The organism is Pedococcus sp. 2YAF34, assembly GCF_052114585.1.
Classification (GTDB): domain Bacteria; phylum Actinomycetota; class Actinomycetes; order Actinomycetales; family Dermatophilaceae; genus Pedococcus.
The window spans coordinates 69,820-91,324 of the sequence record NZ_JBFRFA010000010.1 but is presented as its reverse complement, the minus strand read 5'-3'; the positions used below and the strand labels follow the sequence as shown (position 1 = coordinate 91,324).

Below are 21,505 nucleotides of genomic sequence, written 5' to 3'. Positions count from 1 at the left end.
GCTCAGGCGCCCTCGAACTTCGCCTTGCCCGGACCGTTCTCGACGAACGACCGCATGCCGGTCTCGCGGTCCCTGGTGGCGAAGAGCCCCGCGAACAGCATGCGCTCGATCTCCAGGCCGGTGTCGAGGTCCACCTCGGACCCGCGGTCGATGGCCTCCTTGGCGGCCCGGATGGCCTGGGCGGGACCGCCGACGTACGGCGCGAGCCTGCGCCGCGCCGCGGCGTACACGTCCGTCGCCTCGACGACCTCGTCGACGAGGCCGATCGCGAGCGCCTCGTCGGCCGAGACGAAGCGTCCCGAGAAGATGAGGTCCTTGGCCTTGGCCGGCCCCACCAGACGCGTGAGGCGTTGCGTGCCACCGGCGCCGGGGATGATGCCGAGCAGGATCTCGGGCTGGCCGAGCTTGGCGTTGGACGCGGCGACCCGGAAGTCGCAGGCGAGCGCCACCTCGCACCCGCCGCCCAGCGCGTAGCCGGTGATCGCAGCGACGGTGGGCTTGGGGATGCGGGACAGGGTGCGGGTGAACGCCTGCAGGGAGCCGGAGTGCTCGACCATGTCGGTGTAGGACATGTGCTGCATCTCCTTGATGTCAGCACCGGCTGCGAACACCTTCTCACCGCCATAGAGCACGACACCGGAGACGTCGCGACGCTCGCCCACCTCGACCGCGGCGGCGGCGAGCGCCTCCTGAACCTCGGCGTTGAGCGCGTTCATGGGCGGCCGGTCGAGCAGGATCGTGGCGATGCCGCCCTCGACCTCGACCGAGACGAGGTCGCTCATGCGGGGCCACCGTCGGGCGCGGGCTGGCCGGCGCCGGGGCCGGACTCGCCACCCATGATGCGCTCGTGCCACATCTGGACGCCGGCGAGGACGAGCTGGATGGTGATGTTGACGAGCGCGGCGACATCGCTGGTGGGCGTGACGATGTGCTCGCCGGTGACGACGAGGGTGTCGTTGGCCAGGCCGGCCTTGACGATGTTGAGCTGCAGGGTGATCTCGTTGCAGGTGGCGAGCCGGGTCAGCGGGTCGCTGGGCACTGCGTCGCTGATGGCCCACTGGCCGAAGAGCCGCATGATCTGGAAGTCGCCCTCGGTGCACCGCACGAAGAGCTGCTGGTCCTGCACCGTGAACGCCACGTCGCCGTCACCGTCGATGTCGGGCGCGAGGCCCTGGTCGATGAGCGCGTCCAGGACCCGCCCGCGCAGGGGGTGCTCGTCCGGGGGCGGCGGGAAGTTGGGCAGCGACGTGGGATCGGTCATGCCCCAACCGTAACCACTGCCTAGGCTGAGGACCATGTCGCCTGCCGCGCGCCCGCGTGACCTTCCTCCCACCCTCGGCATGACGCTCGTCGAGGGTGGCGCCGAGTTCGCGGTCTACGCCGGCCATGCCGACTCCGTCGAGGTCTGCCTCTTCGACGAGGGCGACACCGACGGGTCCACCGAGCGACGCGTACCGCTCGTCGAACGCACCCACGGCACGTGGTTCGGCTTCCTCCCCGGCGTGCAGGCCGGGCAGCGCTACGGCCTGCGCGCCGACGGCCCGTGGCGTCCCCAGGAGGGGCTGCGCTACAACCCGCACAAGCTCCTGCTCGACCCCTACGCGCGGGCCGTCGAGGGCGAGGTGCGGTGGGGACCGGAGGTCTACGCCCACCCGGTCAACCAGCAGCTGCGCGGTGACGACGTCATCCGCGGCACCCTCGACAGCGCCGGGGCGATGCCGCGCTGCGTGGTCGTGCGCGACGACTTCGACTGGGGCGACGACCAGCACCCGCACACGCCGCTCGCCGACTCGGTCGTCTACGAGGCGCACGTCCGCAACATCACGATGCTCCACCCCGAGGTGCCCGAGCACCTGCGCGGCACGTATGCCGGGCTGTGCCACCCGGCCGTCATCGCGCACCTCAAGGCGATCGGCGTCACGGCGGTGGAGCTGCTGCCGGTGCACGCCTTCACCTCCGAGCCGGAGGTGGTCCAGCGCGGGCTGGTCAACCACTGGGGCTACAACACCCTCGGGTTCTTCGCCCCGCACGCCCGCTACGCGTCGACCCCCGACCCGCAGGGCGCCCTGGACGAGTTCAAGGGCATGGTGCGGCTGCTGCACGACGAGGGCATCGAGGTGATCCTCGACGTCGTCTACAACCACACCGCCGAGCAGTCGCGCCAGGGCGCGTCGCTGTCGTGGCGCGGTCTGGACAACCGGGCCTACTACCGTCTCGACGAGCGCGGCCAGGACATCGACGTCACGGGTTGCGGCAACACCCTCGACCTGAGGCACGTCATGGTCTGCAAGATGGTCCTCGACTCGCTGCGGTACTGGGTGCAGGAGTGCCACGTCGACGGCTTCCGCTTCGACCTCGCCGTCGCCCTCGGCCGCGGCCAGAACGACGACTACGACCCCAACCACCCGTTCCTCGTGGCCCTGCGCACCGACCCCGTGCTGTCCAGGGTCAAGCTCGTCGCCGAGCCGTGGGACGTCGGCATCCACGGGTGGCGCACGGGCCAGTTCCCGCCGCCGTTCGCCGAGTGGAACGACCGCTTCCGCGACGCGGTGCGGACGTTCTGGCTGCAGGACCTCGGCGCCCAGGTGCACGGTCAGGAGGGCCACGGCGTGCGCGAGCTCGCCACCCGGCTCGCGGGGTCGCAGGACCTGTTCGGCGCCCGTGACCGGGGCCCGGTCGCCTCGGTCAACTTCGTCGCCGCGCACGACGGCTTCACGGTCGCGGACCTGACCGCCTACAACGCCAAGCACAACGGCCCCAACGGGGAAGGCAACCGGGACGGGACCGACGGCAACCGCTCGTGGAACCATGGGGTCGAGGGCCCGACCGACCCGGTGGACCTCACGCACCTCGAGGTGGGCACCGCGCGCCGCCGCTCGATGCGCAACCTGCTCGCCACCACCCTGCTCGCCACGGGGGTGCCGATGCTCAACGCCGGCGACGAGCTGGGCCGCAGCCAGGACGGCAACAACAACCCCTACTGCCAGGACTCCGAGGTGTCGTGGTTCGACTGGGAGCTCGACGACTGGCAGGAGGACCTGCTGGCGACGACCCGGTTCCTCACCACCTTGCGGGCGGAGCACACGGTCCTGCGGCAGCGCACGTTCTTCACCGGGCGCCCGGTCCACGAGGACGGCTCGACCGACCTGGCGTGGTTCGGCGCCGACGGCGAGCCGATGGAGAACGGTCGGTGGGAGGACCCCTCGACCCGCACGCTGCTCATGTTCCTCAACGGCGCGTGCCTGCAGGACCGTTCGCTCCTCCTCGTCCTGCGGGGCGACGCCGAGCCGGGCACGGTGACGCTGCCCACGCTGCCCGGGCTCACGGGGTACGAGCTGCTCTGGGACTCCACCCTCGAGCGGCCGTGCCACCCCGGTCCCCCGCTGCCGCCCGGCCCGGTCGAGGTCGGTGGCGCCTGCCTGCAGGTCTACCGCGCCGTCGACCCGACCTGACCCTCGCGCGGCTCCGCGCCGTACTCCTGGGACCGAGACGACTTTGGGGGCCAGGGAGTGACGTAGGCGTCACTCCCCGGCCCCCAAGTGGAGCTGGTGCGGGTCAGGCGTTGGCGACCAGCCCGAGCTCGCTGGTGCTGGCGAGGCCGACGTGCTTGGGCAGCACCCGCACGGTGTAGCCGAACGACCCGGTCCGCGCGAGGGCGAAGTCGCCGGCGAACTGGTGCCGCCCGCCCTCGTAGGACTCGACCAGGGCGAGGGGCTCGCACTGCACGTCGCGCAGCTCGTCGGAGTCGCGCGCGGTGCCGTGCACGACCTCCACCTCCACCTCGTCGGGCGTCAGGTCGCCGAGCGAGACGTAGGCCCGCACGTGCAGGGTCTCGCCGATCTGCGGCGAGTCCGAGACGCCCGAGGACTCGACGTGGTCGACGTGGACCGACGACCAGCCCTCGCGCACCTTGTGCTTGTAGGCCGCGAGGTCACGCGCACCGGCGTAGGTCTCGCCGTCGAGCGCCCAGCCGGCGCGGGCGGCGGGCCCGTAGAGCTGGATGGTGTAGTCGCGGACCATGCGGCTGGCCAGCACCTTCGGGCCGAGCGTGCGCAGCGTGTGGCTGATCATCGACAGCCAGTTCTGCGGCAGGCCCGCCTCGTCGGTGTCGTAGAAGCGCGGCGCCACCGAGTTCTCGATGAGGTCGTAGAGGGCGGCCGCCTCGAGGTCGTCGCGGCGCTCGGCGTCCTCGACGCCGTCGGCCGTCGGGATGGCCCAGCCGTTGCCACCGTCGAACCACTCGTCCCACCAGCCGTCGAGGATCGACAGGTTGAGGCCGCCGTTGAGGGCCGCCTTCATGCCGGAGGTGCCACAGGCCTCGAACGGGCGCAGCGGGTTGTTGAGCCACACGTCGCAGCCGGGGTAGAGGTACTGCGCCATCGCGATGTCGTAGTTGGGCAGGAAGACGATGCGGTGGCGGATCTCCGGGTCGTCGGCGAAGCGGACCATCTGCTGGATGAGCTGCTTGCCGGTCTCGTCGGCGGGGTGGGACTTGCCGGCGATGACGAGCTGGATCGGGCGCTTCTCGTCGAGCAGCAGGCGCTTGAGGCGCGCGGGGTCGCGCAGCATCAGGGTGAGCCGCTTGTAGGTCGGGACGCGCCGCGCGAAGCCGATCGTGAGGATGTCGGGGTCGAGGATGTCGTCGACCCAGCCGAGCTCGGCGGGGCTGGCGCCACGCTTCTTCCACGACGAGCGGGTGCGGCGACGGGCCTCCACGACGAGCTGCTCGCGCATGTCGCGCTTGGTCGCCCAGATCGCCTCGCGGGGAACCTCGTCGATGCGGTCCCAGGCGTTGTCGCGCTCGAGGTCGTGGGTGCCGAGGTACTTGTCGGCGAGCTCGTAGACCCGGCGGTCGACCCAGGTGCCGGCGTGGACACCGTTGGTGACGCTGCTGATCGGGACCTCGTCGTCGTCGAAGCCCGGCCACAGGCCGTCGAACATCTCGCGGCTGACGACACCGTGCAGCTGCGAGACGCCGTTGGCACGGCCGCCGAGGCGCAGGCCCATGACCGCCATGTTGAACATGCCGGGCTGGCCACCGGGGTAGTCCTCGGCACCGAGGGCGAGCAGCCGGTCGACCGGCACACCCGGGACGGCCTGGTCGCCGCCGAAGTGCAGCGAGATGAGCTCGGCGTCGAAGCGGTCGATGCCCGCAGGGACCGGCGTGTGGGTGGTGAAGACCGTCGCGGCGCGCACGGCCTCGAGCGCCTCCTCGAAGCCCAGGTCCGCCGACTGGGTCAGCTCGTGGATGCGCTCGACGCCGAGGAACCCGGCATGGCCCTCGTTGGTGTGATAGACGTCCGGGGCCGGGGCGCCGGTGAGGCGCGACCACAGGCGCAGCGCGCGGACACCGCCGATGCCGAGGAGCATCTCCTGCTGCAGGCGCTGCTCACCACCGCCGCCGTAGAGGCGGTTGGTGATGTTGCGGGCGGCCTCGTCGTTGTCCGGCACGTCGGAGTCGAGCAGCAGCAGCGGCACGCGGCCGACCTGCGCCTTCCAGACGTGGGCGTGCAGCTGGCGGCCGCCGGGCAGCCCGAGCGTGATGACGCACGGGGTGCCGTCCTCCTCGCGGAGCATGCTCAGCGGCAGGCCGTCGGGGTCGAGGACCGGGTAGGTCTCCTGCTGCCAGCCGTCGCGGTTGAGGCTCTGCTTGAAGTAGCCGGTCTTGTAGAACAGGCCGACGCCGACGATCGGGACGCCGAGGTCGGAGGCGGTCTTGAGGTGGTCGCCGGCGAGGATGCCGAGACCGCCGGAGTACTGCGGCAGCACCTCGGTGATGCCGAACTCGGGGCTGAAGTAGCCGATCGCCTTCGGGGCGCCCGCACCGTCCTCGTCCTGCGCCTGGGCCCACGCCTGGTACCAGCGCGGCTCGGTGAGGTAGGTGTCGAGGTCGGCCTTGGCCGCCGCGACCGCACCGACGAAGCCGGTGTCTGCGGCAAGCGCCGCGAGCTCTGCCGGCGACAGCGCCGACAGCAGGCGCACGGGGTCCTTGCGGACCTTGGCCCAGCGCTGCGGGTCGATGCGCTCGAAGAGGTCGCGGGTCGGCGGGTGCCAGGACCACCGCAGGTTGCTCGCCAGGTCGCCGAGGGCCGCGATCGGCTCGGGCAGGACAGTACGGACGCTGAAGCGTCGGATCGCCTTCACGAGGGCTGATCATAGGGCCAGGACCCGGAAAGTCTGTCGACTTCTTGCAGATCTTTCAGAAAGTTTCACGGTGCCTTCACGGCGCGGTGCCCGGCGCGTCCACCCGGAGTCCCGCAGAGGTGCACCAGCGCCCAGAACGAGTAGCGTCGGGCGCGTGACTGCGACCCCCTCGGCAACCACACCCACCTCTCCCACCCCCCGCGGCTCCCGCAGCCCGCAAGCCCGACCCGGGCCCTCCCCCGCCCCACGCACCCGACCGCCGCAGAGCCCGGTCGGGCGGATCCCCGTCCAGGACGTGCAGCCCCTGGTGGACGGCGGCGCCCGACCGGCCAAGTCGGTCGTCGGTGAGCAGTTCACCGTCACCGCGACGGTGTTCCGTGAGGGCCACGACGCCGTCAACGCCTCCGTCGTCCTCACCGCGCCGGACGGGAGCGAGCACGTGCTGCCCATGCGCTGCACCAACCCGGGCCTCAACGCCTGGGAGGCGGTCGTCGAGGCCGGCACCGCGGGCTGGTGGCACTACCGCGTGGAGGGCTGGTCCGACCCCTACGGCACATGGGAGCACGACGCCTCCATCAAGGTGGCCGCCGACATCGACGCCGAGCTCATGCTCGAGGAGGGCGCCCGTGTCCTTGAGCGCGCACTGGCCGAGGTCGGGCGCCCCAAGCCGGGGGCGAAGCTGCTCAAGGACGCCGTGACCGCGCTGCGCGACACCCGGCGTCCCCCGATGGCCCGGCTCCACGCCGCCACCGACCCCTCGGTGGAGCAGGAGCTCGCCGCGCGGCCGCTGCGCGACTGGGTCAGCCCGTCCGCCGACCTGCCGCTGCTCGTGGAGCGTGAGCGCGCGCTGTACGGCGCGTGGTACGAGATCTTCCCCCGATCGGAGGGGGCGGTGCAGGACCCCGAGACCGGGCACTGGAGGTCGGGCACGTTGCGCACCGCTGCCGAGCGGCTGCCGGCCATCGCCGGCATGGGCTTCGACGTCGTCTACCTCACCCCGATCCACCCGATCGGCACCACGGCGCGCAAGGGACCCAACAACACCCTCGACGCCGGCCCCGACGACCCGGGCAGCCCGTATGCCATCGGGTCCCCCGACGGCGGCCACGACGCCATCCACCCCGACCTCGGGACGTTCGACGACTTCGACGCGTTCGTCGCCCGTGCCGAGGAGCTCGGGCTCGAGGTCGCGATGGACATCGCCCTCCAGTGCTCGCCCGACCACCCCTACGTGCAGTCGCACCCGGAGTGGTTCACCACGCGCGCCGACGGGACCATCGCCTACGCCGAGAACCCGCCGAAGAAGTACCAGGACATCTACCCGCTCAACTTCGACAACGACCCCGCCGGGTCCTACGCCGAGATGCGACGGATGATCCAGGTCTGGATCGACCACGGCGTCAAGATCTTCCGCGTCGACAACCCGCACACCAAGCCGGTCGAGTTCTGGCAGTGGATCATCGACGACGTGGCCCGCGACCACCCCGAGGTGATCTGGCTGGCCGAGGCCTTCACGAAGCCCGCCATGATGCACACCCTCGGCAAGGTCGGGTTCCAGCAGTCCTACACCTACTACGCGTGGCGCAACCAGAAGTGGGAGCTCACCGAGTACCTCGAGGAGCTGTCCGGCGAGGCGGCTGCCTACATGCGCCCGTCGTTCTGGCCGACGACGCACGACATCCTCACGCCGTACATGCAGTTCGGCGGCCCGGCCGCGTGGAAGCTGCGGGCGGCCGTCGCGGCCACGATCGTGCCGACCTACGGCATCTACGCCGGCTACGAGCTCATCGAGCACGTCGCCCGGCCGGGTGCCGAGGAGCAGATCGACAACGAGAAGTACGAGTACAAGAACCGCCACTGGGAGGACTACGAGCCCGGCGGCCCCAAGGAGGGGCACTCGCTGGCCGGCTACCTCACGCGGCTCAACGAGATCCGGCGCGAGCACCCCGCCCTGCACTGGCTGCGCAACATCACGTTCCACCACGTCGACGACGAGAACATCATCGCGTTCTCCAAGCGCCGGGTGCTGCCCGACGGCACCGAGGACGTCGTCGTCGTCGTGGCCAACCTCGACCCCCACGCCACCCGGGAGTCGACGCTCCACCTCGACATGCCCGCCCTGGGCCTGCGCCACGAGGACGGCATCGCCGCACAGGACCTCATCACAGGGGAGTCGTGGCACTGGGGCGAGCACGTCTACGTCAGACTCGGGCCCGAGACCGAGCCCGTCCACGTCGTCGCGATCCGGAGGTTCTGATGCAGGGTCTCAACCTCAACCAGCCCGGCCTGAAGCACGACCCCGAGTGGTTCAAGACCGCCGTCTTCTACGAAGTCCTCGTCCGAGGCTTCGGCGACTCCAAGGGGTCGGGCGCCGGCGACTTCACCGGCCTGATCAACCGGCTCGACTACCTGCAGTGGCTCGGCGTCGACTGCCTGTGGCTGCCGCCGTTCTACGCCTCGCCGCTGCGCGACGGCGGGTACGACATCGCCGACTACACCGCCGTGCTCCCCGAGTTCGGGACGCTGCCCGACTTCCAGGAGCTGGTGTCGCAGGCGCACGCCCGCGGCATCCGGATCATCACCGACTTCGTCATGAACCACACCAGCGACCAGCACCCGTGGTTCCAGGCGTCGCGCTCGGACCCCGAGGGCCCGTTCGGCGACTTCTACGTGTGGTCCGACACCGACGAGAAGTACTCCGACGCGCGCATCATCTTCATCGACACCGAGGTCTCCAACTGGACCTTCGACCCGGTACGCCGGCAGTTCTTCTGGCACCGCTTCTTCTCCCACCAGCCCGACCTCAACTTCGAGAACCCGGCCGTGCACGAGGCGATGTTCGACGTCGTGCGGTTCTGGATGGACATGGGCATCGACGGGTTCCGGCTGGACGCCGTCCCCTACCTCTACGAGGAGGAGGGCCACAACGGCGAGAACCACCCCAAGACGCACCAGTTCCTGGCCAAGCTGCGCGCGATGGTCGACGCGGAGTACCCCGGGCGCATCCTGCTCGCCGAGGCCAACCAGCCGCCGGCCGACGTCGTCGACTACTTCGGCACCGAGGAGGAGCCGGAGTGCCAGATGTGCTTCCACTTCCCCGTGATGCCGATGCTCTACTACTCGCTGCGGGAGGAGAAGGCGTCGCCGATCGTCGACGTGCTCGCCGACACCCCCGCCAAGCCCGCCGGCACCCAGTGGGGCACGTTCCTGCGCAACCACGACGAGCTGACCCTCGAGATGGTGACGCCGGAGCAGCGCGCGGCGATGTACGGCTGGTACGCGCCGGACCCGCGGATGCGGGCCAACGTCGGCATCCGCCGGCGGCTGGCGCCGTTGCTGGACAACAGCCGCGCGGAGATCGAGCTGATCCACGCCCTCGTGCTGTCGCTGCCGGGGTCGCCGTGCCTCTACTACGGCGACGAGATCGGCATGGGCGACAACATCTGGCTCAACGACCGTGACGCGGTCCGCACGCCGATGCAGTGGTCGCCGGACCGCAACTCCGGCTTCTCCTCCGCCGACCCGGGCAAGCTCTACCTGCCGGTCATCTCCTCGCTCGTCTACCACTACAACAACGTCAACGTGGAAGCCCAGATGGCGCACAGCTCGTCGCTGCTGCACTGGGTCAAGGCGATGCTGGAGATCCGCAAGCGGCACCCCGTCTTCGGCCGTGGCGAGTTCGAGGTCTGCCCATCGGACAACGATGCCGTGCTGTCCTTCCTGCGCGTCGAGTGGGACCACGAGGACGGCGCCGACTCCGAGGCCGTGCTCTGCGTCAACAACCTCGCCAGCCGCCCGCAGGCCACGACGATCCGGGTGCCCGCGGAGTTCAAGGGCGCCCAGCTCGCAGACCTGTTCGGCGGCAACGGTTTCCCGAAGGTCTCCGACGACGGGACGGTCACCCTGACCCTGGGCTCGCGGGACTTCTTCTGGCTGCGGCTCGTGCCGGGTGCCGCCCGTGGCTGAGATCCACACGACCGCCAGCATCACGCCGACCAAGCTCGAGCTCGTCGCGCCGTGGATGGCGCGCCAGCGCTGGTATGCCGCCAAGGGGCGTCAGCCGGTGCTGCGCAAGCTGTGGTCGTGGCGCCTCGACGACCCCGCCGGGGAGGTCGGTATCGAGACGTTGCTCGTCGTCGACGAGGGTGGCGCCGAGCCGGTCGTCTACCAGGTGCCGCTCACCTACCGATCCGCGCCGCTCGAGGGCCACCAGCAGGCCCTCGTGGGCACGATGGAGCACAGCGTCCTGGGGCCCCGCTGGGTCTACGACGGGCCGCAGGACCCGGTCTACGCCGCCCAGCTCCTCGCCCTCGTCCTCGAGCAGGCGGTCCCCCAGGCCGGCAGCCGGTCCGACACCGTGGAGCCTGCGGTCGTGGCACGTAGACACCCGTCGTGGACGACGCAGACCACCCTCACCGGCTCGCGCGTGCTGTCGGGTGAACAGTCCAACACCTCCGTCATCTTCGACTGCACCGACGACTCGGGGTCGCCGAAACCGTTGATCTGCAAGGTGTTCCGCACCCTGCAGGCCGGCGACAACCCCGACGTGGTCGTGCAGGGCGCCCTGGCCGAGGCCGGATCCCTGCGCGTCCCGGGCATGGTGGGAGCGGTCGCGGCGACCTGGCCGTCCGTCGACGGCGAGGGCTCGGACGCCGGGCACCTGGCCTTCGCCCAGGAGTTCTTCCCCGGCACCGAGGACGCCTGGCGGGTGGCGCTTCGCGCCATCGCCGCCGGTGAGGACTTCGCCGACCGGGCGCGAGAGCTCGGCGCCGCCACGGCCGAGGTGCACTCGCGCCTGGCCGAGGTCATGCCCACCGAACCGGTCACCCCGGCCGTGGTGTCGACCATGGTCGCGGGGATGCGCGGGCGCTACGTCGCCGCCGCCGCTGAGGTGCCCGCCCTGGCCGAGCACGAGCAGCGCATCGCGGCCGTCTTCGACGCGGCTGTCGGCGCGCCCTGGCCCGCGCTGCAACGCATCCACGGCGACTACCACCTCGGCCAGGTCCTGCAGGTCGAGGGACGCGGCTGGGTGCTGCTCGACTTCGAGGGCGAGCCGCTGCGACCGCTCTCCGAGCGCGTCCGGCCCGACCTCGCCGTCCGCGACATCGCGGGAATGCTGCGCTCGTTCGACTACGCGGCCGGTTCGTGGGAGCAGGCCCACCCGGGCCAGAGCGCGCGTGGTTGGGTGGAGTCCGCCCAACGCGCGTTCCTGGACGGGTACGCCGCCGAGTCCGGCAGGGACCCGCGCGAGGACACCGCACTGCTCATCGCGTTCCAGCTCGACAAGGCTCTGTACGAAGTGGTCTACGAGGCGCGCAACCGGCCGACCTGGCTGACCATCCCCACCACTGCGGTGGTCCGTTTGCTTGACGATGCGAGGAAGGACCTTCCGTGAGCCCTTTCGGCAAGAAGGACAAGAAGACCAAGAAGGCCAAGGAGACCCAGGCGGTCGAGGCCGTCGAGCCGGCCCGGGTCGAGGAGGTCACCCCGGTGGCACCGGCCGCCGAGTCGGCCGCGGTCGAGCCGACCAAGCAGGAGCGGGCGCCGCACACCTCCGAGGCTGAAGCGCTCATCGAGAAGCCGGGCGGCACGCCGTCGGCCCCCAAGGCCCCGGTCACCGAGCCGCCGGTCGACCGGACGCCCGAGCCGGTTCCCGTGCCCGCGACCCCCGCCGAGGCCATCCGCGCCCTCGCCGACGGCCGCCACCAGCAGCCGCACGACCTGCTCGGGCACCACCTCGAGCCGGGCGGCCTGCGCGTGCGCACCTACCGGCCGTTCGCCTCCACGGTCGCAGCGCGCTTCGAGGACGGCACCCGCCTCGACCTCGCCCACGAGGAGGACGGTGTGTGGGGCGGGCTGCGCGAGGGGCAGACGCAGACCCAGGACTACCGCCTGCTCGTGAGCTACGCCGACGGCGTCGAGCACGAGATGGACGACCCCTACCGCTTCGCGCCCACGCTCGGACCGGTCGACCTGCACCTCATCGGCGAAGGTCGCCACGAGCAGCTGTGGACGGTCCTCGGGGCCCACGTCCACGAGTACACCGGCCCCCTCGGCACCGTCGTCGGCACCTCCTTCGCCGTGTGGGCGCCGCGGGCCCAGGCCGTGCACGTCGCGGGCGACTTCAACGGCTGGGACGGCCGCAGCCACCCCATGCGCCTGCTCGGCGAGTCGGGCGTCTGGGAGCTCTTCGTCCCCGGCGTCGGCGACGGGACGATGTACAAGTACCTGGTCCGCGGCGCCGACGGGAAGGTGCGCGAGAAGGCCGACCCGATGGCCCAGGCCACCGAGATGCCGCCGGCCACCGCGTCGTCCGTCGTCCAGTCCCGCTACGACTGGGGCGACGGCGAGTGGCTGGCCAAGCGCACCCAGAGCAACCACCACGAGCAGCCGATGAGCATCTACGAGGTGCACCTCGGGTCGTGGCGGCGCCACCACTCCTACCGCGACCTCGCCGAGCACCTGGTCAACTACGTGCAGGACCTCGGCTTCACGCACGTCGAGCTCATGCCGGTCATGGAGCACCCCTATCCCCCGTCCTGGGGCTACCACGTCACGAGCTACTACGCGCCGAGCGCGCGGTTCGGCCGCCCCGACGACTTCAGGTACCTCGTCGACCGGCTCCACCAGGCCGGCATCGGCGTCATCCTCGACTGGGTCCCCGGGCACTTCGCGACCGACCCGTGGGCGCTGGCCCGCTTCGACGGGCTGCCGCTCTACGAGCACCCGGACCCGCGCAAGGGCTGGCACCCCGAGTGGGGCTCCTACATCTTCGACTTCGGCCGGATGCAGGTGCGCAACTTCCTCGTCGCCAACGCGGTCTACTGGCTGGAGGAGTTCCACGTCGACGGCCTGCGCGTCGACGGCGTGGCCTCGATGCTCTACCTCGACTACGCCCGCAAGGACGGCGAGTGGGTGCCCAACATCCACGGCGGGCACGAGAACCTCGAGGCGGTGGGCCTGCTCCAGGAGGCCAACGCCACGGCGTACAAGCGCGTGCCAGGCATCGTCATGATCGCCGAGGAGTCCACCTCCTGGCCGGGCGTCACGAAGTCGACCAGCGAGGGCGGCCTCGGCTTCGGGCTGAAGTGGAACATGGGCTGGATGAACGACTCCTTGAAGTACCTCAAGGAGGACCCGATCAACCGGCAGTACCACCACCACCTGCTGACGTTCTCGCTCATGTACGCCTTCAGCGAGAACTACCTGCTGCCGATCAGCCACGACGAGGTCGTCCACGGCAAGGGCTCGCTGCTGCGCAAGGCGCCCGGCAGCCGCTACGACCAGCTCGCCACCGTGCGGGCGTTCCTGGCCTACCTCTGGAGCCACCCCGGCAAGCAGCTGCTGTTCATGGGCAGTGAGTTCGCCCAGGAGGCCGAGTGGGCCGACGGCCGCGAGCTCGACTGGTGGCTGCTCGACCACGCCGCCCACTACCGCGTCCACAACCTCGTCAAGGAGCTCAACCGGGTCTACCGCGCCAACCCAGCGCTGTGGGCACTGGACGCCGACCCGGCAGGCTTCGAGTGGCTCGACGCCGACGACAACGCGGGAAACACCTACTCCTACCTGCGTTTCGGCACCCCCGACCGTCAGGGCCCGGTCGTCGCCGTGGCCGTGAACTTCGGCGGCCTGGCCCGCGAGCCCCTGCGGCTCGGCGTGCCCCGCGCCGGCGACTGGAGGGTCGTGCTCGACACGAGCGGCTACGACGAGTTCGGCACGCCCAGCCAGGCCGACGTCGTCGTCACCGCCCAGGAGCACCCGCACCAGGGGCAGCCGTACTCCGTGGAGGTCCGGGTCGCCGCCCTGTCCGCGGTCTACCTCGCACCGGTCGAGGAGACGCCCGGAGTGACGACCGGCCCCGCGTCCGAGGTGGAGGACCGCACGGAGTGACCCACGTCTGGGGCTACCGCATCCCGTTGCTCGTGGTCCCGGTCGTCCTTGCGTATGCCGCGGTGGCGGCGTGGTGGTTGTGGCGCGGCCGCACCCGCCCCGCCGTCACCCTCGAGCGGGTCCTGCTCGGCGGGGCGGTGGTGTTCGCGAGCGTGGTCACGATGTCGCCGCCCGGCGTCCGTGACCACGGCGTCCTGTCGCCGGACCGCCGCTGCGCCATCCACCGGGTGGCACTCGGCCTGACCGCGGTGGCCGCCGACGACCAGCGCATCCTCAACGTCCTGCTGCTCGTGCCGGTCGGGTTGTTCGCCGCCCTCGTGGCCAGCCGCCTGCGCGGCGTGCAGGCGCTGCTCGTCGTGGCCGGCGCCGCCGCGCTGCCGCTGCTGTTCGAGGGTGGACAACAGCTCTTCCGGGGGCTCGGGCGCTCGTGCGACACCACCGACCTCGCCGACAACTGGACCGGCGTCCTGCTCGGACTGGTGGCGGGCGTACTCCTCGTGGGACTGCGGTGGGCAGCGCGGCGCAACGCTGGCAGAGTGGGCCCATGAACGACCCGCGCGCAGGACAGCCCGCCCAGCCGTCGGACCTGGTCGACGTGGCCCACCTCGTCACCGCCTACTACACGCAGGTCCCCGATCCCGACGACCTCGACCAGCAGGTGGTGTTCGGCACCTCGGGGCACCGCGGGTCGAGCCTGCGGACAGCGTTCAACGAGGCGCACATCCTCGCGACGACCCAGGCCATCTGCGACTACCGCGCGTCGCAGGGCTACGACGGCCCGCTGTTCGTGGGGCGTGACACCCATGCCCTCTCCGAGCCCGCGTGGGCCTCCGCGCTCGAGGTGCTCGCCGCCAACGACGTGATCGTCCTCGTCGACGACCGCGACGGCTACACCCCCACCCCTGCGGTGAGCCACGCGATCATCCGCGCCAACGAGGGCCGCACGACGGGCTCGACCCTGGCCGACGGCATCGTCGTCACCCCGTCCCACAACCCGCCCTACGACGGCGGCTTCAAGTACAACCCTCCCCACGGCGGACCCGCCGACTCCGACGCGACCAAGGTGATCGCCGCCCGGGCCAACGAGCTCATCGCGGCCGGCCTCGACGGCGTACGGCGAGTCCCCTTCAGCCGCGCCCGCGCCCACGCGCAGCCCTACGACTTCCTGGGCACCTACGTCGACGACCTTCCCGACGTCGTCGACCTGGCCAAGGTCAAGGAGGCCGGCGTCCGCATCGGCGCCGACCCGCTCGGAGGCGCCTCGGTCGCCTACTGGGCCGAGATCGCCGACCGCCACGGCATCGACCTCACCGTCGTCAACCCGCTCGTCGACCCCACCTGGCGGTTCATGACGCTGGACTGGGACGGCAAGATCCGCATGGACTGCTCCTCCCCCTCCGCCATGGCCTCGCTCATCGCCCGCAAGGACGAGTACGACATCGCGACGGGCAACGACGCCGACTCAGACCGCCACGGCATCGTCACCCCCGACGCGGGTCTGATGAACCCCAACCACTTCCTGGCCGTGGCGATCCAGTACCTCTTCGGGGGCGCCCGGCCGGACTGGCCGCAGGGTGCCGCCATCGGCAAGACGCTGGTGTCGTCGTCGATGATCGACCGCGTCGCCTCGGACCTCGGGGCCCGGCTCGTCGAGGTGCCCGTCGGGTTCAAGTGGTTCGTGCCGGGGCTCATCGACGGCAGCTTCGGCTTCGGCGGCGAGGAGTCGGCAGGTGCCTCGTTCCTGCGCCGTGGTGGAGCCGCCTGGACCACCGACAAGGACGGCATCATCCTCGCGCTGCTCGCCTCGGAGATCCTTGCGGCCACGGGCAAGACCCCCAGCCAGCACTACGCCGACCTCACCGCGCGCCACGGCGACCCGGCCTACGCGCGCATCGACGCAGCTGCCGACCGCGAGCAGAAGGCCAAGCTCGCTGCCCTCTCCCCCGACGACGTCGGCGCGGACTCCCTCGCGGGCGAGCCGATCACGGCCAAGCTGACGACCGCCCCGGGCAACGACGCGCCGATCGGCGGCCTCAAGGTCACCACGGAGAGCGCGTGGTTCGCGGCCCGGCCGTCGGGCACCGAGGACGTCTACAAGATCTACGCCGAGTCCTTCAAGGGCCCCGAGCACCTCGCCCAGGTGCAGGCCGAGGCCAGGGAGGTCGTCGACGCCGCCCTGCGCGGGTGAGGGCGGCGGGCGCTGAGGCTGCGCTGTGAGCGGACGCGGTCGCGGAACACATCGGACATCCGTCGGCGTTGACCACGACATGACGCCCACCAACACCCCGCGCCCACCGCGCCAGAACGCCGGGCTCCGCACCTTCCCACGGACGAGCAGCACCGGTCCCAACCTCGCCACCCTCGACCGCGTGCGCGGCCTGCGCCGCCCCCGGCTCCTGCAGCCCGAGGCACGCCGCCACCAGGTCGAGCAGGAGTGCCGGGCCTGCTGAAGGCCCTCGTTCCTGTCGTCTGACGGGCTCCGCCACCACGGCGGGGCCCGTCAGTCGCGTCCGGGACCCTCAGTCGGCCAGTGCGGGCGCCGGTCCGCCGACCACCGTCTCGTCGGCAGCGGACCGTCCCGGGCTCAGCCGCGAGGTCTCGTCGGCGACCCAGAGCCGCGTGAGACCGCCGAAGTGGCCCTCGAACGTGTCCCACTCCCGCTCGGGGTACGTCGCGCGGATCGTGTCCGTGAGCAGCGAGCGGAAGTCGTCGGAGTCGACCCACTCGAGCACCATCTCGTCGAGGTGCGGCAGGGCCGTCTCGACGAACTCGCGGTAGCGCTCGGTCTCGAAGTGGTCGTCCGCAAGCCCCTGGTAGGCAGCGAGCTTGGCCTGGTAGTCCAGCGCCGGGTCGTCGGCGACCGCGAACCACGGGTCGGTGTCGACCTGGGTGCGGGCCTTGCGACCGGTCGCCACGCAGAACACCGACCACTTCAGCAGCGCCTTCATGGCCCACGGGAAGTAGTAGTGCAGCGACGTGACGGCGACGTCCGGGCAGGCGTTGGCGTAGTCGATCGGGTAGACCACCCCGTCCTTGACGAGCATCTCGCAGGAGTTGAACTCCCAGCGGAAGAACGCGTTGACCGTCTGGGCGATGGTGACCGCCTCGGTGCCCACGGCGTCGGAGAGGAAGCCGTGCTCCACGGCATACCGGTTGTGCATGGGCTCGTCGGGTCGGAACTTCATGACCATGCTCTCGGGCCCGATGGTCAGGGCGCGGGCGAAGACCTCGAACCCGTCGACGGCCTTCTGCAGGTGCATGAGCATCTCGCCGGAGTCGTCGTAGGCCTCGTGCAGGGCCGCGCGGTCCTTGATCATCGACACCCCGCGCCAGGCCCCGCCGTCGAAGGGCTTCATGAACATGGGGTAGCCGAGCTCGTCGGCGATGCGGTCGAGGTCGAAGGACTTGTTGTACTTCTCCGACGTGTAGGCCCAGCGGACGTTGTCGATGGGGTTCTTGTAGGGCACGAGGACCGTCTCGGGGACGTCCATGCCGAGGCGCAGCAGGGCGCAGTACGCCGAGTGCTTCTCCATGGACTGGAACGTGAACGGGCTGTTGAGCAGGTAGACGTCGTCCATGAGGGCGACCTTCTTGAGCCACTCGCGCGGGTGGTAGTACCAGTGCGCCAGCCGGTCGATGACCAGGTCGTGGCGGGGCTTGTCGCGCAGGTTGAACGGCTCGATGGTGACGCGCTCGGTCGACACGTGGTGCTGGGTGCCGTCCGGGCCGGTGACCACGCCCATGCGCTGGGCGAGCGTCTCGAAGGCCCGGGGCCAGTCGCCCTCAGCCCCGAGGAGAAGACCGATGAGGTGTTCCTGGGATTTCGCCATGCAGCCCATCCTGTCGGCTGAGGCGTGCCCCGGAAAGTGGAACCCGGTCAGGAGGCGGTCAGGAGCCCGTCAGAACAGGGCGCTCATCAGGGCGGTGCGGGCCTTCTTGACCCGTTCGTCGTGCCCGCCGACGACCGCGAACAGCTGCACCAGGTGGACGCGCGCCTGCTCGCGCTCCTCGCCGCTCGTGGCGCGCACGAGGTCGATGAGGCGCAGGAACGCATCCTCCACGTGGCCGCCGAGGACGTCGAGGTCGGCGACGAGGGTCTGCGCCGCGACGTCGGTGGGCCGGTCGGCAGCTGCCGCGCGGGCGGCCTGCAGGTCGGCACCCTCGGTCCGCTGCATGAGCCCGACCTGGGCAAGACCCAGCTCGGCGTCGGCGTCGGCGGGGTTCTCCTTGAGCGCCTGGGTGTATGCCGCGTGCGCGCCCGCGAGGTCACCGCGCTCGATCGCGTCGTAGGCCTCCTGGTGCAGGGGCGGCAGCGGCGGCTCGACGACCTCGTCGTCACCCTGCGCGCCGTCGTCGGTGAGCTCGACCCGGCCGGTGACGCCGTGCTGGACGGCGAGGCTCAGGAACTCGTCGAGGACGGGACGCACGGCCTCGGCCGGCTGGACGCCGGCGAACATGGGAACGGGCTGGCCCTGGATGAGGCCGAGGGTCACGGGAACGCTCTGGATCTGGAACGCGCGCAGCAGGGCCGGGTTCTGCTCCACGTCGACGCTGACCACCTGCAGGCGCCCGTCGAGCGCGCGGGCCAGGCCGACGACCGTGTCGAGGTAGTCGCGCGACTCGGGCACCTGAGCGGCCCAGAGCACCAGCAGCAGCGGCACGCCGACGGAGGCGTTGGCGACCTCGGTGAAGTTGGCGTCGGTGCCCTCGACGACCAGGCCAGAGCGGCCCGCGACGCCATGGGCCGGGACGCCACCCGGCGCACCGTGGGCGCCGCCCTGGCCGCCCTGGGCGCCCGCTCCGGCCGCAGCTGCTGCCCCGGCACCCCCCGGGCGGCTCTGGGTGGATCCGGTGGGCTGGCCCTGCAGGCCGGTGAGGTCGACGGCCCCACGCAGGCCGGCTGCGGTGAACGGCTGATCAGTCATGGGGTCGATTCTTCCTCACGGGCGGAGCCGTCGCCCACGCGGCCCGACGGCCCGGGGTCAGGAACCCTTGGCGGAGAACAGGACCTCGTCGGCGCCGACGACGCTGGCCTTGCCCTCGGCAGGCACGGTGAACGCCACGGTCTCGTAGCTGCGCAGCACAGCGTTCCTGCTCAACGCCTTCTTGCCCACGAGGCGCTGGAACTCCGCGCTCGGGGTCAGCGACTTGCCGCCGGGCTTCAGGGTGATCGTGTCGGTGCGCTCGAGGAGGGAGAAGACCAGGGCCCCACCGCCGCGCAGCGCCAGCGAGACCGTCTGGACGGGGTGCACCGTGTGCTTCTGCTGGAGCGTGGCCAGCGTGCCGAACGCCTTGGCCTGCGCGGCGGCGTTGGCCCGCACGGCCGTCGAGAACGGGTCGTTGGTGGCGACGGCCTTCGCGGGCGTGGGCTTGGGGTAGGCCAGGCTCGCGGCGTACTCGGTCAGCAGCTCGTCGGGTTGGACGGCCAGCTTCGTGGCAGCGGTGACCCGCGGGGAGCCCTCGTCGAGCGGGTCGAGGGCGGCGACCTCGGTGCCGGGCTGCATCGTCACCGACGAGGAGAGCCGGAACGGCGTCGCGGCGTCGGGTGAGGTCAGCAGGTTGAGCACCGCTGCGCCCTCCCCGCTGGTCGTCTGGACCAGGATCACCCGGGGCCAGTCCGTGCCGCGGGAGACGGCCAGCACCTTCGGCGGGTCGGTCCGGGTCAGCGGGGCGGTCGTGGGGCTCGTGGCGGTGGACCCGAGCTTGGCGGCCGCGTCGGCCACGGCGAGTGCCGAACCGGTGAGTGACGCGGTACGCAGCCTCTGGGCCTGCGTGGCGGGTGCGGCCTGTGCCGCGGCGGCCTGGGACAGCACGCGCTCGGCGACCTTCTGCGCGGCGTCACGTCCGATCGGCGCCGCGGTGGTCACCTGCGCCGGCGCGTCACCGACACCGACGAGCGAGGCACCGGCTCCGCAGCCGGCGACCCCGAGGGCCAGGGCACCGGCCAGCGCACCTGCGATGACGTGGCGGGGGGCAGAGAGAGTCATGAGGGCACCTCCTCGGTGGGCCGGGTGTGGTCGGGGCCGGTCACGGCCTTGCGCCCTGTCAGGGCGTGGCGGCGCTGCTGCCACAGGCCGGCCGCGCCGGCGGCGGTGGCGAGGAGCCCGACGAGGGACACGAGCAGCGCCTGGAAGAACCACGCACGCCGCTCGACCGTGACCCTGACCAGGACGAGGTCGGCTGCGCGACCCTCGGCCGTCGCGATGACGACCGCCTCCGGAGCGTCTGCCTGACGCACCTGGATGCGCGCGCTGCCCTTGCCGGTGGCGGTGCTGCGCCAGACGTCGGCGCCGGCGAGCGCCGGCGCGGCGCCGGCTCCCGACCGCGAGCGCTCGAGGGACCAGGAGCGCACGCGGGCCCCGGTCACGGAGGTCACGTCGGCGCCACCCACGACGGCCTTCGCGTCCGAGGGGGTGGCGCGCCCGATGAAGACCGGTGCACCGTCACGGGTGGTGGCGGTGACCGTCGTCGGGCGGTCGACCCGGTTGAGCACTGATGGCTCGAGGACGACGACGCTGCCCCGGGGCGGCGTCGTGGTGAACGTCGCGCTCCCGGACGGGCCGAGGTGGACGGTGAACCACGACCCGACCACCAGGAGCACGAGCCCGATCGCGGTCAGCGCAGCCAGCAGGATGCGGGTGGCCAAGGTCGGCACGGCAGGATTCCTCACGTGGACGGGCCGGCACGGGAAGCTCCCCGCACCGGCATCTCCCTCCACCATGACGCAGGCACACCGACGACGACAAATCAGCTCCGGCGCCGGGAGCCGCCTCGATGGCATGATCGCCGGTGATGACCTCCCGAGCCGGGCACCGCCGCCCCCGCCGCCCCGGCCGTCCCCGTGAGGAGGCGACCGAGCAGGCGATCACCCTCGCCGCGCGACAGGTCCTGGCCGACCGGGGCGTCGCGCGGATGTCGATGGAGCACGTCGCGGCTCAGGCCGGCGTGGCCAAGAGCACGCTCTACCGCCGCTGGCCCAGCAAGGTCGAGCTCGCCGTCCACGCGGTCGCCGCGGTGTTCGACGAGATCGAGGACGAGGACCACGGGTCACTCGCCGCCGACATGCGGGCCGGCGTGGACGAGGCCGCCCGCCTGCTGCGCGACCCCTCGACGGGTGGGGCGTATGCCGCGCTGCTCGCCGAGTCGGCCCGCGACCCCGAAGGGGTCGGCGTCGCGGTGCGCGGGTCCTTGTCGACGAGGCTGCACGCGCTGGTGGCGTCGTCGGTGGAGCGGGCCATCGCGCGTGGCGAGATCAGGCCCGAGATGGTCGACGTCGACCTGCTCGCCGACGTCGTGGTGGGTTCGGTGATGCACCGTTCGCTCGCGACCGGCGTCCCGGACGAGGCGTTCGTCGACGGCCTCATCGAGCTCCTCGCCGACGTCGCGTACGCCCGCCTCAGCCGGGCGGCCCGCAGCACCGACACGTAGCCGGGCCACGGGCCGCTGGGCCGGGGTGGCGGACCCCACGACC

Annotated in this window: 16 protein-coding genes; 9 read left to right on the top strand and 7 right to left on the bottom strand. The window is 71.5% G+C overall.

Annotated features, from left to right (window positions below):
- Positions 1 to 2: 2 nt before the first annotated feature.
- Together AB4Z02_RS07890 and AB4Z02_RS07885 are read right to left on the bottom strand one after the other, a co-directional pair.
- Positions 3 to 782, bottom strand: a complete 780-nt coding sequence (locus AB4Z02_RS07890; protein ID WP_441970280.1) for an enoyl-CoA hydratase/isomerase family protein — start codon at positions 780 to 782, stop codon at positions 3 to 5.
- Complete coding sequence (locus AB4Z02_RS07885) at positions 779 to 1,261, bottom strand: hypothetical protein (protein ID WP_056882647.1); 483 nt, start codon at positions 1,259 to 1,261, stop codon at positions 779 to 781. The genes AB4Z02_RS07890 and AB4Z02_RS07885 overlap by 4 nt, the downstream gene beginning before the upstream one ends.
- 34 nt (positions 1,262 to 1,295) lie before the next feature.
- Here AB4Z02_RS07885 and glgX point away from each other — a divergent pair, with 34 nt between their 5' ends.
- Positions 1,296 to 3,452, top strand: coding sequence for a glycogen debranching protein GlgX (glgX, locus tag AB4Z02_RS07880; protein ID WP_441970279.1), 2,157 nt, complete (start codon positions 1,296 to 1,298; stop codon positions 3,450 to 3,452).
- A gap of 103 nt (positions 3,453 to 3,555) precedes the next feature.
- Here the strand turns inward: glgX and glgP are convergent, their stop codons facing one another.
- Positions 3,556 to 6,144, bottom strand: coding sequence for an alpha-glucan family phosphorylase (gene glgP, locus AB4Z02_RS07875; RefSeq protein WP_441970278.1), 2,589 nt, complete (start codon positions 6,142 to 6,144; stop codon positions 3,556 to 3,558).
- A 154-nt stretch (positions 6,145 to 6,298) separates the two neighbouring features.
- Between glgP and AB4Z02_RS07870 the strand changes: the two genes are divergently transcribed.
- From AB4Z02_RS07870 to AB4Z02_RS07840, 7 genes are all read left to right on the top strand, one after another.
- Positions 6,299 to 8,401, top strand: a complete 2,103-nt coding sequence (locus AB4Z02_RS07870; protein WP_441970277.1) for a maltotransferase domain-containing protein — start codon at positions 6,299 to 6,301, stop codon at positions 8,399 to 8,401.
- Positions 8,401 to 10,110: a maltose alpha-D-glucosyltransferase gene (gene treS / locus AB4Z02_RS07865; RefSeq protein ID WP_056882645.1), complete on the top strand. Its 1,710-nt coding sequence runs from the start codon at positions 8,401 to 8,403 to the stop codon at positions 10,108 to 10,110. The genes AB4Z02_RS07870 and treS overlap by 1 nt, the downstream gene beginning before the upstream one ends.
- Positions 10,103 to 11,539 (top strand): maltokinase N-terminal cap-like domain-containing protein, encoded by a 1,437-nt coding sequence (locus AB4Z02_RS07860; protein WP_441970276.1) that lies wholly within the window; start codon positions 10,103 to 10,105, stop codon positions 11,537 to 11,539. Before treS ends, AB4Z02_RS07860 begins: the two co-directional genes overlap by 8 nt.
- A complete protein-coding gene (gene glgB, locus AB4Z02_RS07855) occupies positions 11,536 to 14,034 on the top strand; it encodes a 1,4-alpha-glucan branching protein GlgB (protein ID WP_441970275.1) in 2,499 nt (832 codons plus the stop codon). Before AB4Z02_RS07860 ends, glgB begins: the two co-directional genes overlap by 4 nt.
- On the top strand, positions 14,031 to 14,582 hold the full coding sequence (locus AB4Z02_RS07850) for a VanZ family protein (protein WP_441970274.1): 552 nt from the start codon (positions 14,031 to 14,033) through the stop codon (positions 14,580 to 14,582). Before glgB ends, AB4Z02_RS07850 begins: the two co-directional genes overlap by 4 nt.
- Positions 14,579 to 16,222 (top strand): phosphoglucomutase (alpha-D-glucose-1,6-bisphosphate-dependent), encoded by a 1,644-nt coding sequence (pgm, locus tag AB4Z02_RS07845; protein ID WP_441970273.1) that lies wholly within the window; start codon positions 14,579 to 14,581, stop codon positions 16,220 to 16,222. The genes AB4Z02_RS07850 and pgm overlap by 4 nt, the downstream gene beginning before the upstream one ends.
- Before the next feature lie 79 nt (positions 16,223 to 16,301).
- A complete protein-coding gene (locus AB4Z02_RS07840; RefSeq protein ID WP_056882642.1) occupies positions 16,302 to 16,484 on the top strand; it encodes a hypothetical protein in 183 nt (60 codons plus the stop codon).
- A 69-nt stretch (positions 16,485 to 16,553) separates the two neighbouring features.
- On the opposite strand, the gene AB4Z02_RS07835 is transcribed toward AB4Z02_RS07840, so the two are convergent.
- The 4 genes from AB4Z02_RS07835 to AB4Z02_RS07820 form a co-directional block, all read right to left on the bottom strand.
- Positions 16,554 to 17,864 carry an ATP-grasp domain-containing protein gene (locus AB4Z02_RS07835; RefSeq protein WP_441970272.1) on the bottom strand — a complete coding sequence of 437 codons (1,311 nt, stop codon included), beginning with the start codon at positions 17,862 to 17,864 and terminating at the stop codon, positions 16,554 to 16,556.
- Positions 17,865 to 17,933: 69 nt separating this feature from the next.
- A complete protein-coding gene (locus tag AB4Z02_RS07830; RefSeq protein WP_441970271.1) occupies positions 17,934 to 18,959 on the bottom strand; it encodes a tetratricopeptide repeat protein in 1,026 nt (341 codons plus the stop codon).
- 57 nt (positions 18,960 to 19,016) lie between these two features.
- Positions 19,017 to 20,021: a hypothetical protein gene (locus tag AB4Z02_RS07825; RefSeq protein WP_441970270.1), complete on the bottom strand. Its 1,005-nt coding sequence runs from the start codon at positions 20,019 to 20,021 to the stop codon at positions 19,017 to 19,019.
- A complete protein-coding gene (locus AB4Z02_RS07820) occupies positions 20,018 to 20,689 on the bottom strand; it encodes a hypothetical protein (protein ID WP_441970269.1) in 672 nt (223 codons plus the stop codon). The genes AB4Z02_RS07825 and AB4Z02_RS07820 overlap by 4 nt, the downstream gene beginning before the upstream one ends.
- 137 nt (positions 20,690 to 20,826) lie before the next feature.
- Here AB4Z02_RS07820 and AB4Z02_RS07815 point away from each other — a divergent pair, with 137 nt between their 5' ends.
- On the top strand, positions 20,827 to 21,462 hold the full coding sequence (locus tag AB4Z02_RS07815) for a TetR/AcrR family transcriptional regulator (protein WP_156399813.1): 636 nt from the start codon (positions 20,827 to 20,829) through the stop codon (positions 21,460 to 21,462).
- Positions 21,463 to 21,505: the final 43 nt, after the last annotated feature.